We start from the raw sequence: 18,123 nt of genomic DNA on the forward strand, positions 1-18,123 counted from the left end.
CGACGGGTCCTCCGTGATGCCAGGCCGGGTCCGCTGGCGCGGGACGGACGGCGGCGGTGGATGCGGCGCCCGTGCAACCGGTCGGATCCAGTAGAAGCACCACCAGAACCACCAGTAGAACCACCAGCAGAAGCAGACGTACATCCCGGGAGGGAATACATGAGCAATCCCAACGCGTCAGGCGAGAACACCCGCTTCATCATCCTGATCAGCCTGGTGGCGACGATCGGCGGTTTCCTGTTCGGTTTCGACAGCGGCGTGATCAACGGCACCGTCGACGGGCTGAAGACGGCGTTCCAGTCGGACGCGGCGGTGACCGGCTTCAACGTCGCCTCGATGCTGCTGGGCTGCGCGATCGGCGCATGGTTCGCCGGCACCCTGGCCGACCGCTACGGGCGGCGCACGATGCTGCTGTGGGCGGCGGTGTTCTTCATCGTCTCGGCCTGGGGCTCGGGGATCTCGACCTCGTCGGCCGAATTCGTGGTGTACCGCGTCATCGGCGGCCTGGCGGTGGGCGCGGCGAGCGTGATGTCGCCCGCCTACATCAGCGAGGTGTCGCCGGCGCGCTACCGCGGACGCCTGGCGACGATCCAGCAGATCGCGATCATCTCCGGCCTGTTCGCCGCGTTCCTGAGCAACTACCTGCTGGCCAGGATCGCCACCTCGTCGATGTCGGCGCTGTGGCTGGGCTACGAGGCCTGGCGCTGGATGTTCTGGGCGGAACTGGTCCCGGCGGCGCTGTTCTTCGTGCTGCTGTTCTTCATCCCCGAAAGCCCGCGCTACCTGGTCGCGCGCGGCCTGCGCGAGCGCGCGGAGCGGGTGCTGGTGCGGCTGTATGGCGCGGCGCAGGGCGCGCGCAAGCTGGTCGAGATCGACGATTCGCTGGCGGCCGACCACCACCGACCGCGGCTGTCCGACCTGATCAGCAAGACCACCGGCAGGATCCGCCCGATCGTGTGGGTGGGCGTGGGCCTGGCGACGTTCCAGCAGTTCGTCGGCATCAACGTGGTGTTCTACTACGGTGCGGTGTTGTGGCAGGCGGTGGGCTTCTCCGAGAGCGACGCGCTGCTGATCAACGTGATCTCGGGCGCATTGAGCATCGGCGCCTGCATCGTCACCGTGCTGCTGATCGACAAGGTCGGCCGCAAGCCGCTGCTGTGGGTCGGCTCGGCGGGCATGGCGGTGACGCTGGGGCTGGTGGCGTTCGCCTTCGCCAGCAGCGCGGACCTGGACGCCGCCGGCAGGCTGGTGCTGTCCGATTCGATGGGCGTGCTGGCGCTGGTCGCGGCCAACCTCTACGTGATCTTCTTCAACGTCTCCTGGGGCCCGGTGATGTGGGTGATGCTGGGCGAGATGTTCCCGAACCAGATCCGCGGCTCGGGCCTGGCGGTGGCAGGGCTGGCGCAGTGGTCGGCCAACTTCCTGATCACCTGGACCTTCCCCATGCTGCTTGCGGGCATCGGCCTGGCCGGTGCATACGGCATCTACACGGTGGCCGCGGTGCTGTCGGTGTTCTTCGTGCTCAGGTTCGTGCACGAGACCAAGGGTCGCGAGCTGGAGCAGATGGAGGGCTGACGGGCTCGGTGCCTTCCACCCGCTTGCGGGGCATTGCGCCTTTCACGGGTGGAAGGTGCCGAAGGCGGATGGGGGGCAGGTCGAAGACGCGTCGCGCGAGGGCAGGCAACCGATCCGGACGTGCATCGCCTCCCTTCGTCGACGACGTGCATCCACGCTCCAGGGACCACCGGGAAGCCTGCATGAGGCGCATGCCGCCCCAGCCTTGCCGCAATTCATGAGGAACTGACCATGCAACTGTCGGGCCTGGATATCGCGATCGTGCTGGCGTATCTCGCCGGCGTGTTCGTGCTGGCGCAATGGGTCTCGCGCGAGAAGGCGGGGCATGCCAAGGACGCCGACGACTACTTCCTGGCCAGCAAGTCGCTGCCGTGGTGGGCGATCGGCGCCTCGCTGATCGCGGCCAACATCTCGGCCGAGCAGATCATCGGCATGTCCGGCTCGGGCTTCGCCATCGGCCTGGCGATCGCCTCCTACGAATGGATGGCGGCGGCGACGCTGCTGATCGTCGGCAAGTGGTTCCTGCCGGTGTTCCTGCGCAACCGCATCTACACCATGCCGCAGTTCCTGGAGCGTCGCTACGGCACACGCATCCGCACGGTGATGGCGGTGTTCTGGCTGGGGCTGTACGTGTTCGTCAACCTCACCTCGATCCTGTGGCTGGGTTCGCTGGCGATCGCGCACGTGGCGGGCATCGACCAGATGGCGGCGCTGCTGGGACTGGCGGTGTTCGCGCTCGCCTTCCAGCTGTACGGCGGGCTCAAGGCGGTGGCGCTGACCGACATCGTGCAGGTGGTGCTGCTGGTGGCCGGCGGCCTGCTGCTGGCGGGCATCTCGCTCGACCGCATCGGCGAGGGCGCCGGGATCTGGGCCGGGTTCGAGCGCCTGCGCGCTGAGGTGCCCGGGCATTTCCACATGATCCTGTCGCCCGACAATCCGTTCTACAAGGACCTGCCCGGCATCAGCGTGCTGATCGGCGGCATGTGGATCATGAATCTGAGCTACTGGGGCTTCAACCAGTACATCATCCAGCGCGCGCTGGCGGCGAAGGACCTGGCCGAGGCGCAGAAGGGCGTGCTGTTCGCTGCCTTCCTCAAGCTGCTGATGCCGGTGATCGTGGTGGTGCCGGGCCTGGCCGCGGTACTGCTGGCACCGGACATCGGCCGCCCGGATGCGGCCTACCCGGCGATGATGTCGCTGCTGCCGGCGGGCATCCTCGGCGTCGTGTTCGCGGCGCTGATTGCGGCGATCGTCTCGTCGCTGGCGTCGATGACCAACTCGATCTCGACCATCTTCACCCTCGACCTGTACCGGCCACGCGAGCAGGGCGACCAGCGCCGCCTGGTGCGCACCGGCCGCATCGTCACGGTGGTGGCGATGGCGCTGGCGGTGCTCGCCGCGCGCCCGCTGCTGGGCAGCTTCGACCAGGCCTTCCAGTACATCCAGGAATACACCGGCTTCTTCACCCCGGGTATCGTGGTGATCTTCGTGCTCGGCCTGTTCTGGAAGCGCGCCAACGAGGCCGGCGCGCTGGCCGCGGCGATCGGTTCGTTCGTACTGTCGATCGTGCTCAAGCTGGCGTGGCCGGCGTTGCCGTTCATCGATCGCGTCGGGCTGGTGTTCTTGTCGGCGCTGGCGCTGGCCGTCGTCGTCTCGCTGGCGACCCGAGGCGCGCCGGAGAAGGACGTCATCCGCACCGACGATGTCGACTATCGCACCGGTACTTCGTTCAATGCCGGCGCCGTGGCCGTGCTCGCGATCCTGGCGGCGCTGTACGCCGTGTTCTGGTGATCGGCGCCAGTCGCGCTGGCCGAACCGGAACGGGCGCAGGGCGGCGAGGTTCCGACGTTGAAGTCCAAGTGGAACGCTCTTCCTTCGGCTTGTCCAATTTGAATCCTACGTGGACGTCGCCTATCTTTACGGAGAACGAATCTGGATTCTTCCGGCGTTGGGCCGATGGCGTCATGCCCAAGCGCGACGTTGCATTGAAGATGGCGTCCAAGAGCTTCAGTCGCCGCTGCTCGTACGGCGCGATGAAGAACGGCTGGTCGTAGCTCGACGGATAGGAAGATTGGCGCCATTTCCCGCGTCGCTCGTCGTCGACTTCCAGCAGTTTGGCGATTTCGCGATGAGGAGACTTTAGATTACGGCTTTGTGGCACGCGTTCGACCAGTTTCTCGATGCGAATAAGCACATCGGACAGCGGTTCGATGAACTCCGGAGGCGGAGGAACATCCTCTGCCGTCAAGGCTTGCCTCGCGGCGTCGGTTTCATTCCACGGTGTGTGGCCGATAGTGATCGTCTCCTCGACTCCCAGACCACGAGGTGGCAGCGGGAACTGTGGAGACGGCTTGCCGGCTTTGAGTTTGGCCCAATGGCTGCGTCCGGGAATCGGAATGCCGTGGCGCTTGCAGGTCTTGGCCAGCGCTACATCGGACATGCCGAATCTGGGCGCAAGCTTGGCGAGTGGCTCGGACCAGACCAGATCGTGGAGTTCTCGGCGCCGGAAACGTTGTTCCATGGGGCGCTCCACGCAGCGAGTGGTAGTTCGGAGATGTTAGATGAGGCGGAACAGGGGCTTGCTCAGGTGCACGTCCTCGTCGCCGCGGGGATGCGAGTCGATGAGTCAGCCTCTCCCGGGGTGGGTGATCTTTCCGAGCATCCGGAGAGCATTGTTCATGATGATATCCGTCGCATGCTGCACGCGCGTTTCGTTACCGCCATGCGTCACGATGTCGGCGCCCACGGATGGTAGATGGGCGAGGAGGCTGTCGGCCAACTCCGCGATTCGGCCGAGAACGAAGCGAGGCGCGTAGCCCGTTTGGCGGGCAAACATGCGCCAGTCGTCAGCACTGATGTCGTCGATGCGTTGCGTGGTGCCGATACGCAGCGCAGGCGCGCGGTCAATCAGGCTCTCCGGCAGGACGAGAGTCGGTACCAGGTCGTAGAGCGGCGCCAGCCGGCGACGTCCCTTATGGTCGCAGAGCAGCGCCAAGTTCTTGGCGTGGGCATCGGCGTTACCAATCAGCGCATTGAACACCACCCAATCCAGCAGACCCTGCACCGCAACCGGCCCAAGTCCTAGTCGCCGTACGAGTTGGGAGCACGCGACCAGGCCGGGGCCGCCCTGACCCTCGTATTTGAGTTCGCCCGGGTAGCCCAGCGCTTGGCAGAAATCCTCCTGGTGCAGGCGCAGTGTGGCGCCGTCGGCGCCGCTCGTCCGGTCGTAGCGTTCGATCAGAAGCGCCGGGTGGTTCGCCACCTCGACCGGGCGGGCGTGAGCTGCATCGAGGCCGATCGCGCGGGCGAGCGCCAATCCCAGGGCCTCGAGATCGCGCAGTCCGCGAAACCGGCGGCTATCCGGTTTCAGGATGTGCGTACTGGACTCGTCGGATCGCGGCAGGCACAGGCGGCCGCCCGGTTCCGCGATCACGGCGATCTTGTCCTGCGCGCCGGCCAGCGACAGGCGCAGCGGCGTGCCGACCAGCGCCCAGGACCCTTCGCCAGCGTCGCTACCCTGCAAGTAGAGCAGGGTTTCCAAATCGGTTTCCTCGTCCTGCCGCTGGATGGGGGCGGTGTCAGGAGCGCGGATGCTGACCGCGCCCGCGCACTCGCCCCCGATCGCGGCGAGCAGGGCGAAATCGTCGCGGTCGGGGATCCGCAATCGAGCGGAGACCGCTTCGCGCACCGCGCCTTCCGGGAGCAGGTTGCAGAACCAATTGCGCACCGATGCGCCGGCGTAGGGCGCCGCGCGGAGCGGGAGGGAGACCGAGAGCGCCACCGGCGTGTCCGAGGCGAGGTAGTCCTCGCGGTAGGCGAACGTCCAGTCCTCGGGACTGCGCAGCGGGCCGGAAATCGCGAGCTCCCCCACCGGCCGGTCGAAGAGTTCAACCTCGAGCCGGTCGTTCACGATTCGGCCTCGACGGCCTGCAGCCGCAGGCCGAGTACCGCCAGCACGGCCAGCACCTTGTCCAGGGCCACATTCGGCTTGCCGCGCTCCAGTTCACTGATGAAGCGCAGGCCGGTACCGGCTAAGCCGGCTAGCTGAGATTGGGTCAGACCGTAAGCCTTGCGTGCCCGGCGAACGGCGCCGCCGAGCGCCGCGGCATCAGAGGCAGCGGGGGATTGTCCCGGCCGGGAACGAAGGGGAGTCATAGGGTCGAATACTAGCGTATTTTACCGGTCGGGATAATTCCCTGACTATTTGGTATTCAGGAATGAATTGTTCCCGTGCGGGAATTTCAATAATAATTCCCAAAGCCACCGGCAAGCAGTTGACATCCGCGGTCTGCAGGGAGGATGGGGTGCGATCCGAAATCCTCCTTGATCGGGCCACCCTGCATGGCTACGGACCCCAGCGTGCGACGCCTCCCATGCTCCAGGTGACGCCCCAGGCTTTATGCCCGCTGCTGGGCTGCACCCGCGCAGGAGGAGGCCGCGTACCTGCGCTCATAGGCGCGATCCCTGGGCTGGGCTGCGCGACTACGCGCTTGGCGAGGGTGGTGACCGACATTCGGGCTGCTTCCGTGGTTGGCGTAAGCCAACGACAGGAAGGGCCGGAGGTTCATGAGTGGATGCGGATCGTCCGCACCTGGCCGCAGCTTGACGCTAGGGAACGTACATCGCCATGCTCTTCAACGTCATGCCGACTGTGAGGCGGACGGGGAAGAACGTGGTTGGTCCTGGCATGCGGTCGATAGGCGGATCGGGCGACTTAAACCTCTCCGTCGTAATGGCAGTGCGAACGCAAAGTTGTAGCAGACGATGAAGCCTTGACAGGTGATAGTCCGTGAACGCTCCTACCGCCCGTAGTTCCTCCTGTCTGGAGGCCTGTTCTTTGGTCAGCTTCAACGCACGTGGGATAGGCAGGGGGCCTAAGTCCTGTGCGGGGAAGTGTCGAACAATTGACGGAGCTTCACGATGTACCCACTCATCGCGAGTCGTGAACGCACTTGTAGTGCGAGCTGCGTCCTTGTCAAGCCATTCGGCGTTAGCAGCGAAGAACGCCGCCGCCTCGGGAATCATGGATGCCACTCGCTCACGAAACTTGACCCACTTGAAGTCGGCGCCCTGATTCTTCTCTTCGAACTGAAAAAAAGCATTCAGAAACAGTGCAAGTGCATCGAGCGTTGCTTTCGCGTAGCTCGAGAACTCCGTCAGGTTGCGCTCGTACTCGGCGTGCGCCGAGAAATCGTTGTGGACCTTTCCTTCCGCATGCCCACCGTCGTGGCTTGTAAAATACTGATTGACGCCATTTAGTTGGCGCGCAGCAAGAACCGACCAGGCAAACTTGCGCACTGCTTCCCGCAGTCCGTCATAGGTATGGACGTTTCCGTTCGCTCTCGCGAGTTGGCTTATCTCTTCGAAGCTCCGGTAGTCGGCCTCAGGAAACAGGCCCATATCGACCTGAGTGAAAAAGTGAGGTGCTTGCTGAGGAATGTCCCCGTGCATACATTCACCATCTGCGCCGGGAGGGGTGCGTTGCCTTGATGGATGGGCTCGGCTCGACCGGCCGCAAGGGCTGTGCCTCATCGGCTCCTGTTTCCCCTAAGCCGCCCCTACGCCGGCCTGAATCCCTCCCAGCTTCCCGGACCCACACCAACAAAAAACCCGCCTCGCGGCAGGTTCTCTTCAACGCGTTGATTCCGCTGGGGAATCTGGTGGCTATGGGTGGACTCGAACCACCGACCCCAGCATTATGAGTGCTGTGCTCTAACCGGCTGAGCTACATAGCCAATATCGATCGCGCGCGCAGGGCGGCGAGCCGCGTATTGTCGGGGCGCCGTGGGCCGGCGTCAACGCCGTGGCGCCCGGGTTGGCACTTTCGCGGCGGTCGTGGCAGAGTCGGGGACAGTAGATCTTGGAGTCCGCATCGTGATCGATCCGGACGGGTATCGGCCCAATGTCGGCATCGTCCTGATGCACACCGACGGTCGCGTCTTCTGGGCGCGGCGGGTGCGGCGCGATGGCTGGCAGTTCCCGCAGGGCGGGATGAACAGCGACGAGACGCCGATCGAGGCGATGTATCGCGAACTGCGCGAGGAAACCGGGCTGCTGCCCGAGCATGTCGCGGTCCTCGGCGTCACCCCCGGCTGGCTGCGCTACCGGCTGCCGCACAACGCGATCCGTCGCAACGACCGCATGGTGTGCATCGGCCAGAAGCAGGTCTGGTTCCTGCTGCAGCTCACCGGTCAGGAGAGCGACCTGCAGCTGGACCTGACCCCCAAGCCCGAGTTCGACCACTGGCGCTGGGTGGATTTCTGGTATCCGGTCGATCACGTGGTGATGTTCAAGCGCGGGGTCTATGCCAGCGCACTGCGCCATCTGGCTCCGTTCGCGCGCCAGATCGCCCCGAACGCGATCCCGGCGGCCAGCATCGAGCGGGAGCGGGTGCGTCGCCGCCCGCGGTCCCGCGGCGGGGCCCTGCGGCAGCCCTCGAGCGGCGAGCGGGACTAGCCCGCCCGCCACGCACCGCGTGAATACGAGCCCTAGCGGCATTGACACTCATTCTCATGTGTGGCGGAATAGGCGTCCATCCCGCGAACCGGTCGCGCGCCTTGTACGTCTGCATCTGCAACGGGGTCACCGAACTCGACATCCGCCGCGCGGCCGAAGCCGGCTGCGGCTCCCTGCCGGAGTTGACCATGCGCACCGGCGTCGGCGCCTGCTGCGGCACCTGCGTCGAGACCGCCAGCGCGCTGCTCGAGCAGTCGCGCCCCATTACGGCCGCTTGTGGTCTGGTGGCTTTGCCGGTCCTCTCGCGCGCGGCCTGACGCCATACCCGCCGCCGGAACCGGCGCGGATACAAATGCGCCCTATTCGTGTTCCGCCATTTGCGCGCCGGGGACGGTAGAGTTCCCGCGTCTTCGCTCCACGGAACCCCGGCAATGAAGGGCGACACGCAGGTCATCCGCTATCTCAACCAGGCGCTCTACAACGAGCTGACCGCGATCAACCAGTACTTCCTGCACGCCAAGATGCTGAAGAACTGGGGCCTGGAGGAGCTCGCCAAGCACGAGTACGCCGAGTCCATCGACGAGATGAAGCACGCGGACCTGCTGTCCGAGCGCATCCTGTTCCTCGAGGGGCTGCCGAACTTCCAGGCGCTGGGCAAGCTCAGGATCGGCGAGAACCCGGTCGAGATCCTGCGCTGCGACCTGGCGCTGGAAATGGAGGGGATCCCGCTGCTGCGCGAGGCGATCGCCTACTGCGAAAGCGCCAACGACTTCGTCAGCCGCAAGCTCTTCGCCGACATCCTCGAGAACGAGGAAGGGCACGTCGACTGGCTCGAGACCCAGCTCGACCTGGTCGCGCGCATCGGCGAACAGAACTACCTGCAGAGCAAGATCGACGACTGAGCGAAGAAGTCGGGGTGTTCCTCACCCCGCTTGGGTAGCTCTCAGCCCGCGGCGCGGACGCGGGCCCCCGCAGGGGGGGCGGGTGGCCGTGGTGGCGGGTGTCGCGGCATATACCGCATCGATGACGCCCGCTTGCTTGAGCCAGGCGTGGGGACCGCGCCCGCCGCAGGCGATCAGGCCTGCTGCGCCGGCCGCCGCGCCAGCAACTGCTGCTTCGCGCGGGCGAACTCGTTGGCGATCAGCGCGACTGCCACCGCGGGCCGCTCCAGCGACTTCTCGCGCGCAGCGAGCTCGACCCGCTTGGCCGCCGCCGACAGCGACAGCGCCCCGAGGTTGGCGCTGGAGGACTTGAGCGAGTGGGCGGCGTCGCGCATCGCCTCGTAATCCGGCCCCGAGGCCGCGTTCTCCAGCGCGCGGATCAGGCGCGGCGTGTCGTCGAGGAAGATGTCGACCAGACGGTCCACTTCCTCGCCGAGCATGGCCTGCAGGTCGTCCAGGATCTCGGTGTCGAGGACCGCGGCGAGTGGACGTTTCGGCGCCTCCGGAGCCACCGCGGGCGGCTGCGCGGGCGGCGCCGCGACGGATGCCGGCACGGGCGCGGGCGCGCGTGGCGTGGGCGCCGCGGACGGCAGAGGAGGAGGCGCAGGCGCCCGTGGAGCAGCCGCGGCCAGCGCAGGCATCGTGCCCGGGCCCGGGCCCGCCGTCGGCGCGGGCGACGGCTGAGCAGGGGGGGGCGGCGGCATCGCGGCGACGCTCGGCGCCGCCACTGGCGCCGCCGGCATGTCGGGCGTCGCGATCGTGGGTCCGGCAGCGTTGCCGACGGGCAGGGAAACGGTCGGCGCCGCCAGCGGTGACGCCATCGCAGTGGGCAGGCCCAGCAGCTGCGGGTCCAGGTCGGTCGCGGTGATCGCCTCCGGCGCGGCGTCCGTCGCGAGGGGGCCGCCGAATTCGGCGGGCATCGTGACCTGGTCCGGATCCCACCAGCGGTGCAGGCAGCGCTCGAGTTCGCTGCGGGTGACGGGCTTGGGCAGGTAGTCGTCCATGCCGGCGTCGAGGCACTTCTGGCGATCGCCGGCCATGGCGTTGGCGGTCATCGCGATGATCGGCAGGCGGCGGCCGTCGCCGCTGGCCTCCTCGTTCTCGCGCCAGCGCTGGGTGGCGGTGTAGCCGTCCATCACCGGCATCTGGCAGTCCATCAGGACGATGTCGTAGCGAGAAGCCGACATCCGCAGCAGCGCGGCCTCGCCGTTGCTGGCGGTGTCGCAGGTGATGCCAAGCACGCCGAGCAGGCGCTGGCCGACCATCAGGTTGACCGGGTTGTCCTCGACCAGCAGCACGCGCGGCTTGCGCACCGCGAACTTGTCGAGGTTCGTGCTCGGCGGCGGTGCGGGGGTGGGCGCCATGGTCACGGATTCCTCCTCGGCTGCCTCGGCGGCGGGCGTGTCGACGGTCGATTCGAACAGTGCGGCGCGCAGGTCGGGATCCGGGGCCTGGCGGCTGAGCAAGGTGACGCTGCGCTGCAGTTCGTCGGCCACCGGGTCGTCTCCGTACAGGCACACCAGGCGCAGTTCGCCGTAGACGCTCTGGCGGCCCAGGTTGCGGTGCAGTGCGAGCGCGGTATTGCGCATGCCGGCCAGGTCGGCGAGCACGATCGAATAGGCCCACGGCTGGCCCTGGTTGGCCGCGGTGCGCAACCGGTCCAGCGCCTCCTGCGTGGTCTCCACCGAGGTCACGCGCAGGCCCCAGTTCGGCAGCAGCATGCTCAGCCGCAGGCGCAGCCGCGGGTCGGCGCTGAGCAGGAGCAGGCGCCCGCCCTGCGGCGTCTTGTCTTCGGCCTGCATGTCGCCCTGCACCTTGAGCAGCGGAATCTCGAACCAGAACGTGGCGCCGAGCCCCGGTTCGGACTCCACGCCGATGCGCCCGCCCATCAGGTCGACGATGCGCTTGGAGATCGCCAGCCCCAGCCCGGTGCCGCCGTACAGGCGCGTGGTCGAGGCGTCGGCCTGGCTGAAGGCCTGGAACAGGCGCGACTGCGCCGCCTGCGAAATGCCGATGCCGGTATCGCGCACCTCGAAACGCAGCTGGTGCTGCGCCGCCGTCTCGCCGGTCTTGCGCAGCGACACCGTGATCGAGCCGCGTTCGGTGAACTTGACCGCGTTGCTGACCAAGTTGCCCAGCACCTGGCGCAGGCGCACCGGGTCGCCGCGCACCGGCAGGCGCACGCCCGGGTCGATCTGCATGTGCAGGCGCAGGCCCTTGCTCTGCGCCGGGCGCTCCATCAGCTGCAGCACGCCCTCGAGCAGCTCGCGCAGGTTGAACGTGGTGGTCTCGAGCTCGAGCTTGTCGGCCTCGAGCTTGGAGTAGTCGAGGATGTCGTCGACGATGCGCAGCATCTGCTGCGACGAGAGGTATGCCGTGCGCACCAGCTCGGCATGGTCGGATGCGAGCCTGGCGTGCATCAGCAGGTCGAGCATGGGCACGATGCCGTTGAGCGGCGTGCGGATCTCGTGGCTCATGGTCGCCAGGAATTCTCCCTTGGCCATCACCGCCGATTCGGCGCCCTGCTTGGCGAGGCGCAGTTCCTGCTCCAGCTGGGAGTGGCGCTCCAGTTCGCGCTGCAGCTCGCCCAGCAGTTGTTCGTCGCGCTGCGCGCGTTCCTGCGCCTCGAGCAGCTCCTGCTCGCGGGTCCGCATGTTGTAGAACACCGCGATCGAGGCGAACACCGCGAGCAGCGCCAGCACCAGGGCGAAACCCTGCCACGGTCCCTCCATGCCGAGCACGTGCAGGGCCATGGTCACCGCGGCGCCGCCGGCGGCGCCGAGCGTGAACCAGCGCAGCATCGCGCTGGAAGGACGGGCGTTGCTGATCATCGCCATCGGCGGGCCCTACAGCACCGAGCTCTGGAAGTCGAATTCGAGTTCGCCGGCCGGGCGCTGCACCAGGTTGCCCTGGATGAAGTCGACGCCCGTCATCCACAGCGTGGCCGCCGACTGCGCATCCTCGACCTGCTGGCCGATCACCTGCAGGCCGAGTCGGTGCGCGAAGTCGATCGCGCTGCGCATCTCGTCGCGCACGGCCGGTTCGTGCAGCTGGCTGGAATAGCGCGCGGCCAGCCGCACGTAGCCCAGCGGCAGCTGGCCGAGCAGGGCGTTGGCTTCGGGTCCGAAGTGGTACTGGCTCAGGCACAGCTGCACCCCGGCCGAGACCATCGCGCTGCAGAATTCCTGCAGCGACAGCGCGTGGACCAGGGCGTCTTCCTGGCGCACGTCCACCACCAGCGACGCACCGTCCACGCCGGCCTCCGCCAGCGACTGCAGCAGCCACTGCGCGTGGCCATCGTGCGACAGGGTCGACGGCGACTGGGTCACGAACAGGCGTAGCGCGCGGTTCTCCGTCCGCTGCCGGCGCAGCGCGCCGATCGCGATCTCCAGCACGCGACGGTCGACCTCGACGGTCGCGCCGATACGCGAGGCCGCCGCCAGCACCTGGCCGGCGGCATGCACCTCGCCGCTGGCGTCGCGCAGCCGCAGCAGGACCTGGTACTGGGCATCGTTGCCGCCGGCGACCGCGACGATCGGCTGGAACGCGACCTGCAGTTCGCCCGACGCGAGGGACTCGCGCAGGGTTCGTGCCAGCTCGGACTGGGCCTGGTCTTCGACCGATACCGGCCGCTCCCAGGCGGCGACGCCGTGGGTATGGCCGCGGGCGGCGCGCAGCGCCTCCTCCGCGGCGGACAGGGCGGCGCCCGGATCCTCGAAGCCCAGCGCCAGCTCGGCGTAGCCGACCACCGCCCGCAGGCGCACGCGCTCCCCGCCCACGGTGAAGGGGTGTTCGCCGAGCCCGTCGCGCAGCTGTCGCGCGAAAGGCGGCAGCGCGTCGGCCGCCAGCCCGGTCGCGAGGACCAGGAAGGTGTTGTCGTTCAGGCGTGCCGCGGCATGGTCGTCCGCGACTTCCCCGAGCCGGCGCCCGGCGTCGGTGAGCAGCGTTTCCAGCGCGGCATAGCCGAAGCGGTCGCGCAGCGCGGCCGAGCCTGCGATCTCGACGAAGAACGTGGCGCCGTCGCGGGCGCCAGGCACCGTGGACGACAGCAGCTGGAGCATCTGCGGGCGGGTGTGCAGGCCGGTCGCCGGGTGCCGGTGCGCGGCGGCGGCCGGCCCCTGCAACGCGCGCGCGCGCACGATCCGGTTCTGCACCGCGGAGATCAGATGCTTGGGGCGCACCGGCTTGCGCAGGAAGTCGTCGGCTCCGAGGTCGAGCGCCTCGAAGCGGCGCTCCGGGTCCTCGTCGCCGGTGAGGAACACCACCGGTGTGAGCGCGAAGTCGGCGTGCGCGCGGATCATTCCGGTCAGCTCCGCGCCATCCAGGCCGGGCATGTGCAGGTCCATCAGCACCAGGTCGGGGCGCAACTGTTCCATCGCGGCCATCACCTCGCTGGTGACGGACACCACCTGGGCCTGCATGCCGGCGCCGTGCAGCACGCTCTCGGCGAACAGGGCCTGGCTGGGATCGTCCTCGACGATCAGCACGCGCCAGGGCGCGGCGTCCTCGCCAGGCTGCGACGGCGACGGGCTGGTGGGCTGCACCGGCTGCGGCGCAAGCGCTTCCGCGTCCGCGGCCGGTTCCGCGCGCGGCATGACCGCCGCCGCCGCGTCCTCGCACCAGCGGCGCCAGAAACCGGTGGGCGGAAATTCCGCGCGTTGGCGATTGTCGGCGTCAGACACCGCAGGAACCTTGCCGGAAAGCGGCGGCACGGGCAACCGCTCGCGCGCTCGTGGGCGCGGCGTGCCGCGCGTACGCGGCAACACACCGCCGTCGCGGCGACAACAGCCGAAAGAGCGAGGAGCCTGCCTGCGCAGCCACGCGGTCCATTCCAATCCCCCTGAGGCCGGCATTATGTCGACAATGCGGCAGTGCGACTATTGCACGGCAAATACTCCGGCGCGCGGCCAGACGGAGGAGGTCACGGGGCGGCGAGGGCGGAAGTGTGACCGTGCGCTCAGCCTGTGGCGGGGCGGGGCGCGCGGCGGAACAACCGGCGCCAGACCCACCACAGCACCAGCAGCAGGCCGACGCCGATCGCCACCACGAGCCCCAGGATCGCCCAGGGATACGACCACGCCAGCCCGAGCGCGCCCACCACCACCACGTCCTCGGCGCTGGACGCGGTCCAGTTGCTGAATGGCTCGGGCGAAGTATTGAGCAACGCGCGCGATCCGGCCTTGACCGCATGGCTGGTCAGGGCCACGCCGGCGCCGGCGGCAAGCATGCCGGCGCCCAGTTCCCCGTCGGGGGAGAGCGCCGCAGCGGCCAGGAACGCGCCGGCGGGCACCCTCGCCAGGGTCTGCAGCAGGTCCCAGGCCGAATCCACGCCGGGGATCTTGTCGGCGAAGAACTCGGCAACCGCCAGCACGCCGGACACGCCCAGCACCCAGGGCGAGGTGGTCGCCTCCAGCGCCGGCGGCAGGTCCAGCCAGCCCATGGCCCCGGCCAGGCCGACGCCGAACACGGTCAGGTAGGCGCGGATCCCCGCCAGCCATGCCAGCAGCACGCCGACGGCGAACAGGTGGGCTTCGGTCATGGCGGCACTCCTCGCAAGCCGGACGGCGGCTGAACGTTGCGACAGGCCTCGGCCTGCGCCCCGGGAGTATAGGTGGCATCCGCCTTGACGCCGGCGCGGCCGCGTCGCTATACCGGTGCGATGACCGATCCCGTTTCCGCCCAGCCGGAAGACACCGGACCTGCGGCGGTCCCCGCCCCGCCCCCCGTCCGGGCGACCTACGTGGTCCTGGGCTTGTTCGTCGCGTCGTTGCTGTTCGGCCTGTGGGGCGTCTGGAGGACGGTTGCGGGCCCGGGCGGTGCGTCGGGCGCGGAACTGGCGGCCGGGCAGGCGCGGATCGAGTCGCTGGAGCAGCAGGTGGCGACACTGACCCGCTCCGACCAGATCAGTCGCGAGGCCAATCGCGACCTGCAGGGCACCCTGGCCGAGCGCGACGAGGAAATCTCCGCGTTGCGCGCCGATGTCGCGTTCTACGAGCGCTTCGTCGGCTCCACCGCGCAGCGGCGCGGGCTGGCGGTGCACGAGCTCGTCCTCACGCCACAGGCCGGCCAGGCCTGGCATTACACCGTCACCCTCACCCAGAACCTGAACCGCGGCGCGGTGAGCTCCGGACGGCTGGTGCTGGCGGTCGAGGGCACCCGCGACGGCCAACTGGAGCAACTGGACTGGGCGGCGCTTCGCCAGCAGCCCGACGCATCGGGCGTCGAGTACTCGTTCAAGTACTTCCAGCAGGTCGAGGGCGAGATCATGCTGCCACCCGGGTTCCAGCCGCTGCGGATCAGCGTGCGGCTGGTGCCGGCATCGGGCGCGCCGGTCGAGCAGACCCTGCCGTGGAGCGAAGTCGCGCCCCGTGCCGCCGCCGGGTGAACGGCCCATCGCGCCGCCGCGCTTGAAGTCGACACCGCGCCCCCCCATCCTGACGGCATGGAACTGCTCGCCCCCGACTACCAATCGCTCGATCGTCCGCTGGAATTCACCCCGGCCGCGGCGGTCAAGGTGCGCGAACTGATCGCCGAGGAGGGCAACCCGGCGCTGAAGCTGCGGGTCTACATCCAGGGCGGCGGCTGCTCGGGCTTCCAGTACGGCTTCGAGTTCGACGAACAGCAGGCCGACGAGGATCTCGCGATCACCACCGACGGCGTGACCCTGGTGGTCGATCCGCTCAGCCTGCAGTACCTGATGGGCGCCTCGGTGGACTACGCCGAGAGCTTGCACGGCGCGCAGTTCACCATCCGCAATCCGAACGCGAAATCGACCTGCGGCTGCGGGTCGTCGTTCACAGTCTGAGCGTCATGGCCGACGCGGCTTCGCCGTTCGCCTTCATCGACGGCGCGCTGGACCGTGCCGAATACCTGCGCAACGAACCCGGACGCCTGGCCGCGCTGTGGCCGCAGGCGCGGCTGCTGCTGCTCGACGGCGAAGGGCGCGCGCGCGGCGACGCCGACGCCGGACCGCCCGCGATCGCCGGCGCGGCGTACCCCGCACTGCGTGACGACGCCGTGCTGCTGGGGCTCGCGGATGGACAGGCCTGGTTCGCGTCTCGGGACGACGACGCACAGGCGCCGCGGATCGACCTGCGCAGCGCCGCAGCCGCGTGGCCGGTGCGCGAGGCGACCGCCTTCGCCCAGGCGCGCGCGGTGCTGCACTGGCGCGCGCGGCATCGCTACTGCGGCGCCTGCGGCGGGGCGCTGCATTACCAGCGCGCCGGCTGGCTGGGCCGCTGCGACGGCTGCGCGCTGGAACACTATCCGCGCACGGACCCCGCGGTGATCGTGGCGGTGAGCGACGGCGAGCGCCTGCTGCTCGGCCGCCAGGCGAACTGGCCGCCAAGGCGCTATTCGACGCTGGCCGGTTTCGTCGAGCCGGGTGAAACGCTGGAGCAGACCGTGGCCCGGGAAGTGTTCGAGGAATCGGCGGTGCGCGTGCGCAGCTGCCGCTATCTCGCCTCGCAGCCGTGGCCGTTCCCTTCCTCGCTGATGCTGGGTTTCGTCGCGGACGCCGAGCCAGACGAGCCGCATGCGAGCGACGAGGAGCTGGAGGACGCGCGCTGGTTCAGTCGCGACGAGGTCGGCGCGGCACTGCGCGGGGAAACGCGCGAGGCCGGGCTGCTGCTTTCGCCGCGGTTGTCGATCTCGCGCTGGCTGGTCGAGTGCTGGTACGCCGGAGACGGCGCGGCGCAGCGACAGGACGGTTGAGGGAGTCCCCGGTCCCCGATGCGGGCCGTGGTGGCCGTCGTCCGGCGGGCAAGCGTGCCGGCGGATTCCGCACCCGGGCACCAGCGCCTAGAATCGGACCATGTTCGCCACCCTGCTCGCGGTCGTCGTCGCCCTGGTGCTGGGCCATTTCGCGCGGGACGTCACCGCAGCGCTGCGCAGTCACGGCTGGTATCGCGCCTGGCTGCGCTGGCTCGACTCGCGCTTTCCCGAGGACGGCGCCTGGCACGGACGCTACGGCATCGCGCTGGCGCTGGTGCCGGTGCTGCTTCTGGTCGCGCTCGTCCAGTGGCTGCTGCACGACGCGCTGTTCGGGCTGCCGTCGCTGCTGTTCGGCGTGGCCGTGCTGTTCCATGCCTGGGGGCCGCGCGACCTCGACCGCGATGCCGACGCCGTGCTCGATGCCGCCAGCGGCGACGAGCGCCGCGTCGCGGCGTCGTGGCTTTGGCCTCAAGCGCGCCGCGACGAAACCAGCCTGAATCCGTCCGCACTGGTCTGCGCCGTGTTCGACGCGGCGCTGCGGCGCTGGTTCGGCGTGCTGTTCTGGTTCCTGCTGCTGGGGCCAGTCGGTGCGCTGGCCTACCGGCTGACGGCGATCGCCGCGGAAGACGGGATTGCGGCGGCGCTGCCGTCCGGCACCGTTGCCGGCACCCGTCGGCTGCTGGCGCTGCTCGACTGGCCGGTCGCGCAGCTGGCGACGCTGGCGCTCGCGCTGGTGGGGAATTTCGACGTGGTGGTCGGCGCGTGGAAGGACGCCGGTGGCGCGTCGCCACGGCTCGACACCGGATTCCTGCGCGCGGCGGCGCGCGCGAGCGTGCGCAGCGACATCGCCGACGAAGCGGAGGAATACGCCGACGCCGGCGTGCCCACGGGCAGCGCCCTGGTGCACGAACTCGGCCCGCTGCCCGAGTTGCGCGATGCGATGAGCCTGGTCTGGCGCAGCCTGCTGGTGTGGCTGGCCGTGATCGCCCTGTTCGTCATCGGGGGATGGGTGAGCTGAAGCGAGCTTTGCGCGGCATGCCGCGCAGCTTCAGCGAACGCCCGCACATGGATGTGCGGGCCGGGGTATCCGGAGCCGAAACGGTTCCGCCATGGACGGCATTCGGATTCCCCGTGGAGCGAACCACGCTTGCGAGGCATGCCTCGCGCGTCAGCGAACGCCCGCACATGGATGTGCGGGCCGGGGGTATCCGGAGCCGAAACGGTTCCGCCATGGACGGCACTCGGATTCCCCGTGGAGCGAACCACGCTTGCGAGGCATAGCCTCGCGCGTCAGCGAACGCCCGCACATGGATGTGCGGGCCGGGCTATCCGGAGCCGAAACGGTTCCGCCATGGACGGCACTCGGATTCCCCGTGGAGCGAACCACGCTTGCGAGGCATAGCCTCGCGCGTCAGCGAACGCCCGCACATGGATGTGC

At 68.7% G+C, this 18,123-nt stretch carries 16 protein-coding genes and 1 tRNA gene; 9 read left to right on the forward strand and 8 right to left on the reverse strand.

Going from position 1 to position 18,123, the window contains the following annotated elements; translation table 11 throughout:
* The first annotated feature begins 60 nt into the window (after nt 1-60).
* A complete protein-coding gene (locus JMO03_RS01245; RefSeq protein ID WP_202839433.1) occupies nt 61-1,575 on the forward strand; it encodes a sugar porter family MFS transporter in 1,515 nt (504 codons plus the stop codon).
* Nucleotides 1,576-1,806: 231 nt separating this feature from the next.
* Nucleotides 1,807-3,366 carry a sodium/sugar symporter gene (locus JMO03_RS01250; protein ID WP_202839434.1) on the forward strand — a complete coding sequence of 520 codons (1,560 nt, stop codon included), beginning with the start codon at nt 1,807-1,809 and terminating at the stop codon, nt 3,364-3,366.
* On the opposite strand, the gene JMO03_RS01255 is transcribed toward JMO03_RS01250, so the two are convergent.
* From JMO03_RS01255 to JMO03_RS01275, 5 genes are all read right to left on the reverse strand, one after another.
* Complete coding sequence (locus tag JMO03_RS01255; protein WP_202839435.1) at nt 3,305-4,096, reverse strand: hypothetical protein; 792 nt, start codon at nt 4,094-4,096, stop codon at nt 3,305-3,307. The genes JMO03_RS01250 and JMO03_RS01255 overlap by 62 nt on opposite strands.
* Before the next feature lie 105 nt (nt 4,097-4,201).
* Complete coding sequence (locus JMO03_RS01260; protein ID WP_202839436.1) at nt 4,202-5,485, reverse strand: HipA domain-containing protein; 1,284 nt, start codon at nt 5,483-5,485, stop codon at nt 4,202-4,204.
* Nucleotides 5,482-5,730 carry a helix-turn-helix transcriptional regulator gene (locus JMO03_RS01265; RefSeq protein WP_202839438.1) on the reverse strand — a complete coding sequence of 83 codons (249 nt, stop codon included), beginning with the start codon at nt 5,728-5,730 and terminating at the stop codon, nt 5,482-5,484. Before JMO03_RS01265 ends, JMO03_RS01260 begins: the two co-directional genes overlap by 4 nt.
* A 453-nt stretch (nt 5,731-6,183) precedes the next feature.
* Nucleotides 6,184-7,026: a hypothetical protein gene (locus JMO03_RS01270; protein WP_202839440.1), complete on the reverse strand. Its 843-nt coding sequence runs from the start codon at nt 7,024-7,026 to the stop codon at nt 6,184-6,186.
* A gap of 207 nt (nt 7,027-7,233) precedes the next feature.
* Nucleotides 7,234-7,310, reverse strand: a tRNA-Met gene (locus tag JMO03_RS01275).
* A 139-nt stretch (nt 7,311-7,449) separates the two neighbouring features.
* On the opposite strand from JMO03_RS01275, the gene JMO03_RS01280 reads away from it, so the two are divergent.
* The 3 genes from JMO03_RS01280 (at nt 7,450) to bfr (ending at nt 8,933) form a co-directional block, all read left to right on the forward strand.
* Entirely contained in the window at nt 7,450-8,031 is a 582-nt protein-coding gene (locus JMO03_RS01280; protein WP_202839442.1) for an RNA pyrophosphohydrolase, read from the forward strand.
* 101 nt (nt 8,032-8,132) lie between these two features.
* Nucleotides 8,133-8,348 (forward strand): (2Fe-2S)-binding protein, encoded by a 216-nt coding sequence (locus JMO03_RS01285; RefSeq protein ID WP_202839445.1) that lies wholly within the window; start codon nt 8,133-8,135, stop codon nt 8,346-8,348.
* Nucleotides 8,349-8,462: 114 nt separating this feature from the next.
* Nucleotides 8,463-8,933 carry a bacterioferritin gene (gene bfr / locus JMO03_RS01290; protein ID WP_202839447.1) on the forward strand — a complete coding sequence of 157 codons (471 nt, stop codon included), beginning with the start codon at nt 8,463-8,465 and terminating at the stop codon, nt 8,931-8,933.
* A gap of 173 nt (nt 8,934-9,106) precedes the next feature.
* Here bfr and JMO03_RS01295 read toward each other — a convergent pair whose 3' ends face one another.
* From JMO03_RS01295 to JMO03_RS01305, 3 genes are all read right to left on the reverse strand, one after another.
* Nucleotides 9,107-11,803, reverse strand: coding sequence for a hybrid sensor histidine kinase/response regulator (locus JMO03_RS01295; protein ID WP_238345787.1), 2,697 nt, complete (start codon nt 11,801-11,803; stop codon nt 9,107-9,109).
* Nucleotides 11,804-11,818: 15 nt separating this feature from the next.
* The gene (locus JMO03_RS01300; RefSeq protein WP_337926333.1) at nt 11,819-13,654 is read right to left on the reverse strand and encodes an EAL domain-containing protein; all 1,836 of its coding nucleotides are present in this window, start codon (nt 13,652-13,654) and stop codon (nt 11,819-11,821) included.
* A 275-nt stretch (nt 13,655-13,929) separates the two neighbouring features.
* A complete protein-coding gene (locus tag JMO03_RS01305; protein ID WP_202839452.1) occupies nt 13,930-14,511 on the reverse strand; it encodes a DUF4126 domain-containing protein in 582 nt (193 codons plus the stop codon).
* Nucleotides 14,512-14,583: 72 nt separating this feature from the next.
* Between JMO03_RS01305 and JMO03_RS01310 the strand changes: the two genes are divergently transcribed.
* The 4 genes from JMO03_RS01310 (at nt 14,584) to JMO03_RS01325 (ending at nt 17,703) form a co-directional block, all read left to right on the forward strand.
* Complete coding sequence (locus JMO03_RS01310; protein WP_337926334.1) at nt 14,584-15,357, forward strand: DUF6776 family protein; 774 nt, start codon at nt 14,584-14,586, stop codon at nt 15,355-15,357.
* A 57-nt stretch (nt 15,358-15,414) separates the two neighbouring features.
* The gene (gene erpA, locus JMO03_RS01315) at nt 15,415-15,777 is read left to right on the forward strand and encodes an iron-sulfur cluster insertion protein ErpA (protein ID WP_202839454.1); all 363 of its coding nucleotides are present in this window, start codon (nt 15,415-15,417) and stop codon (nt 15,775-15,777) included.
* A gap of 5 nt (nt 15,778-15,782) precedes the next feature.
* On the forward strand, nt 15,783-16,685 hold the full coding sequence (gene nudC / locus JMO03_RS01320) for an NAD(+) diphosphatase (RefSeq protein WP_202839456.1): 903 nt from the start codon (nt 15,783-15,785) through the stop codon (nt 16,683-16,685).
* Nucleotides 16,686-16,785: 100 nt separating this feature from the next.
* On the forward strand, nt 16,786-17,703 hold the full coding sequence (locus JMO03_RS01325) for a cobalamin biosynthesis protein (RefSeq protein WP_202839458.1): 918 nt from the start codon (nt 16,786-16,788) through the stop codon (nt 17,701-17,703).
* The last annotated feature ends 420 nt before the right edge of the window (nt 17,704-18,123 follow it).

Origin of the sequence: Luteimonas saliphila, assembly GCF_016774335.1 — a bacterium.
Classification (GTDB): domain Bacteria; phylum Pseudomonadota; class Gammaproteobacteria; order Xanthomonadales; family Xanthomonadaceae; genus Luteimonas; species Luteimonas saliphila.

What these genes read in the sequence shown, in the direction of transcription:
- JMO03_RS01245 (WP_202839433.1), top strand. Translation starts at nt 61, where the DNA reads ATGCGGCGCCCGTGCAACCGGTCGGATCCAGTAGAAGCACCACCAGAA.
- JMO03_RS01250 (WP_202839434.1), top strand. Translation starts at nt 1,807, where the DNA reads ATGCAACTGTCGGGCCTGGATATCGCGATCGTGCTGGCGTATCTCGCC.
- JMO03_RS01255 (WP_202839435.1), bottom strand. Translation starts at nt 4,096, where the DNA reads ATGGAACAACGTTTCCGGCGCCGAGAACTCCACGATCTGGTCTGGTCC.
- JMO03_RS01265 (WP_202839438.1), bottom strand. Translation starts at nt 5,730, where the DNA reads ATGACTCCCCTTCGTTCCCGGCCGGGACAATCCCCCGCTGCCTCTGAT.
- JMO03_RS01270 (WP_202839440.1), bottom strand. Translation starts at nt 7,026, where the DNA reads ATGCACGGGGACATTCCTCAGCAAGCACCTCACTTTTTCACTCAGGTC.
- bfr (WP_202839447.1), top strand. Translation starts at nt 8,463, where the DNA reads ATGAAGGGCGACACGCAGGTCATCCGCTATCTCAACCAGGCGCTCTAC.
- JMO03_RS01295 (WP_238345787.1), bottom strand. Translation starts at nt 11,803, where the DNA reads ATGATCAGCAACGCCCGTCCTTCCAGCGCGATGCTGCGCTGGTTCACG.
- JMO03_RS01305 (WP_202839452.1), bottom strand. Translation starts at nt 14,511, where the DNA reads ATGACCGAAGCCCACCTGTTCGCCGTCGGCGTGCTGCTGGCATGGCTG.
- erpA (WP_202839454.1), top strand. Translation starts at nt 15,415, where the DNA reads ATGGAACTGCTCGCCCCCGACTACCAATCGCTCGATCGTCCGCTGGAA.
- nudC (WP_202839456.1), top strand. Translation starts at nt 15,783, where the DNA reads ATGGCCGACGCGGCTTCGCCGTTCGCCTTCATCGACGGCGCGCTGGAC.
- JMO03_RS01325 (WP_202839458.1), top strand. Translation starts at nt 16,786, where the DNA reads ATGTTCGCCACCCTGCTCGCGGTCGTCGTCGCCCTGGTGCTGGGCCAT.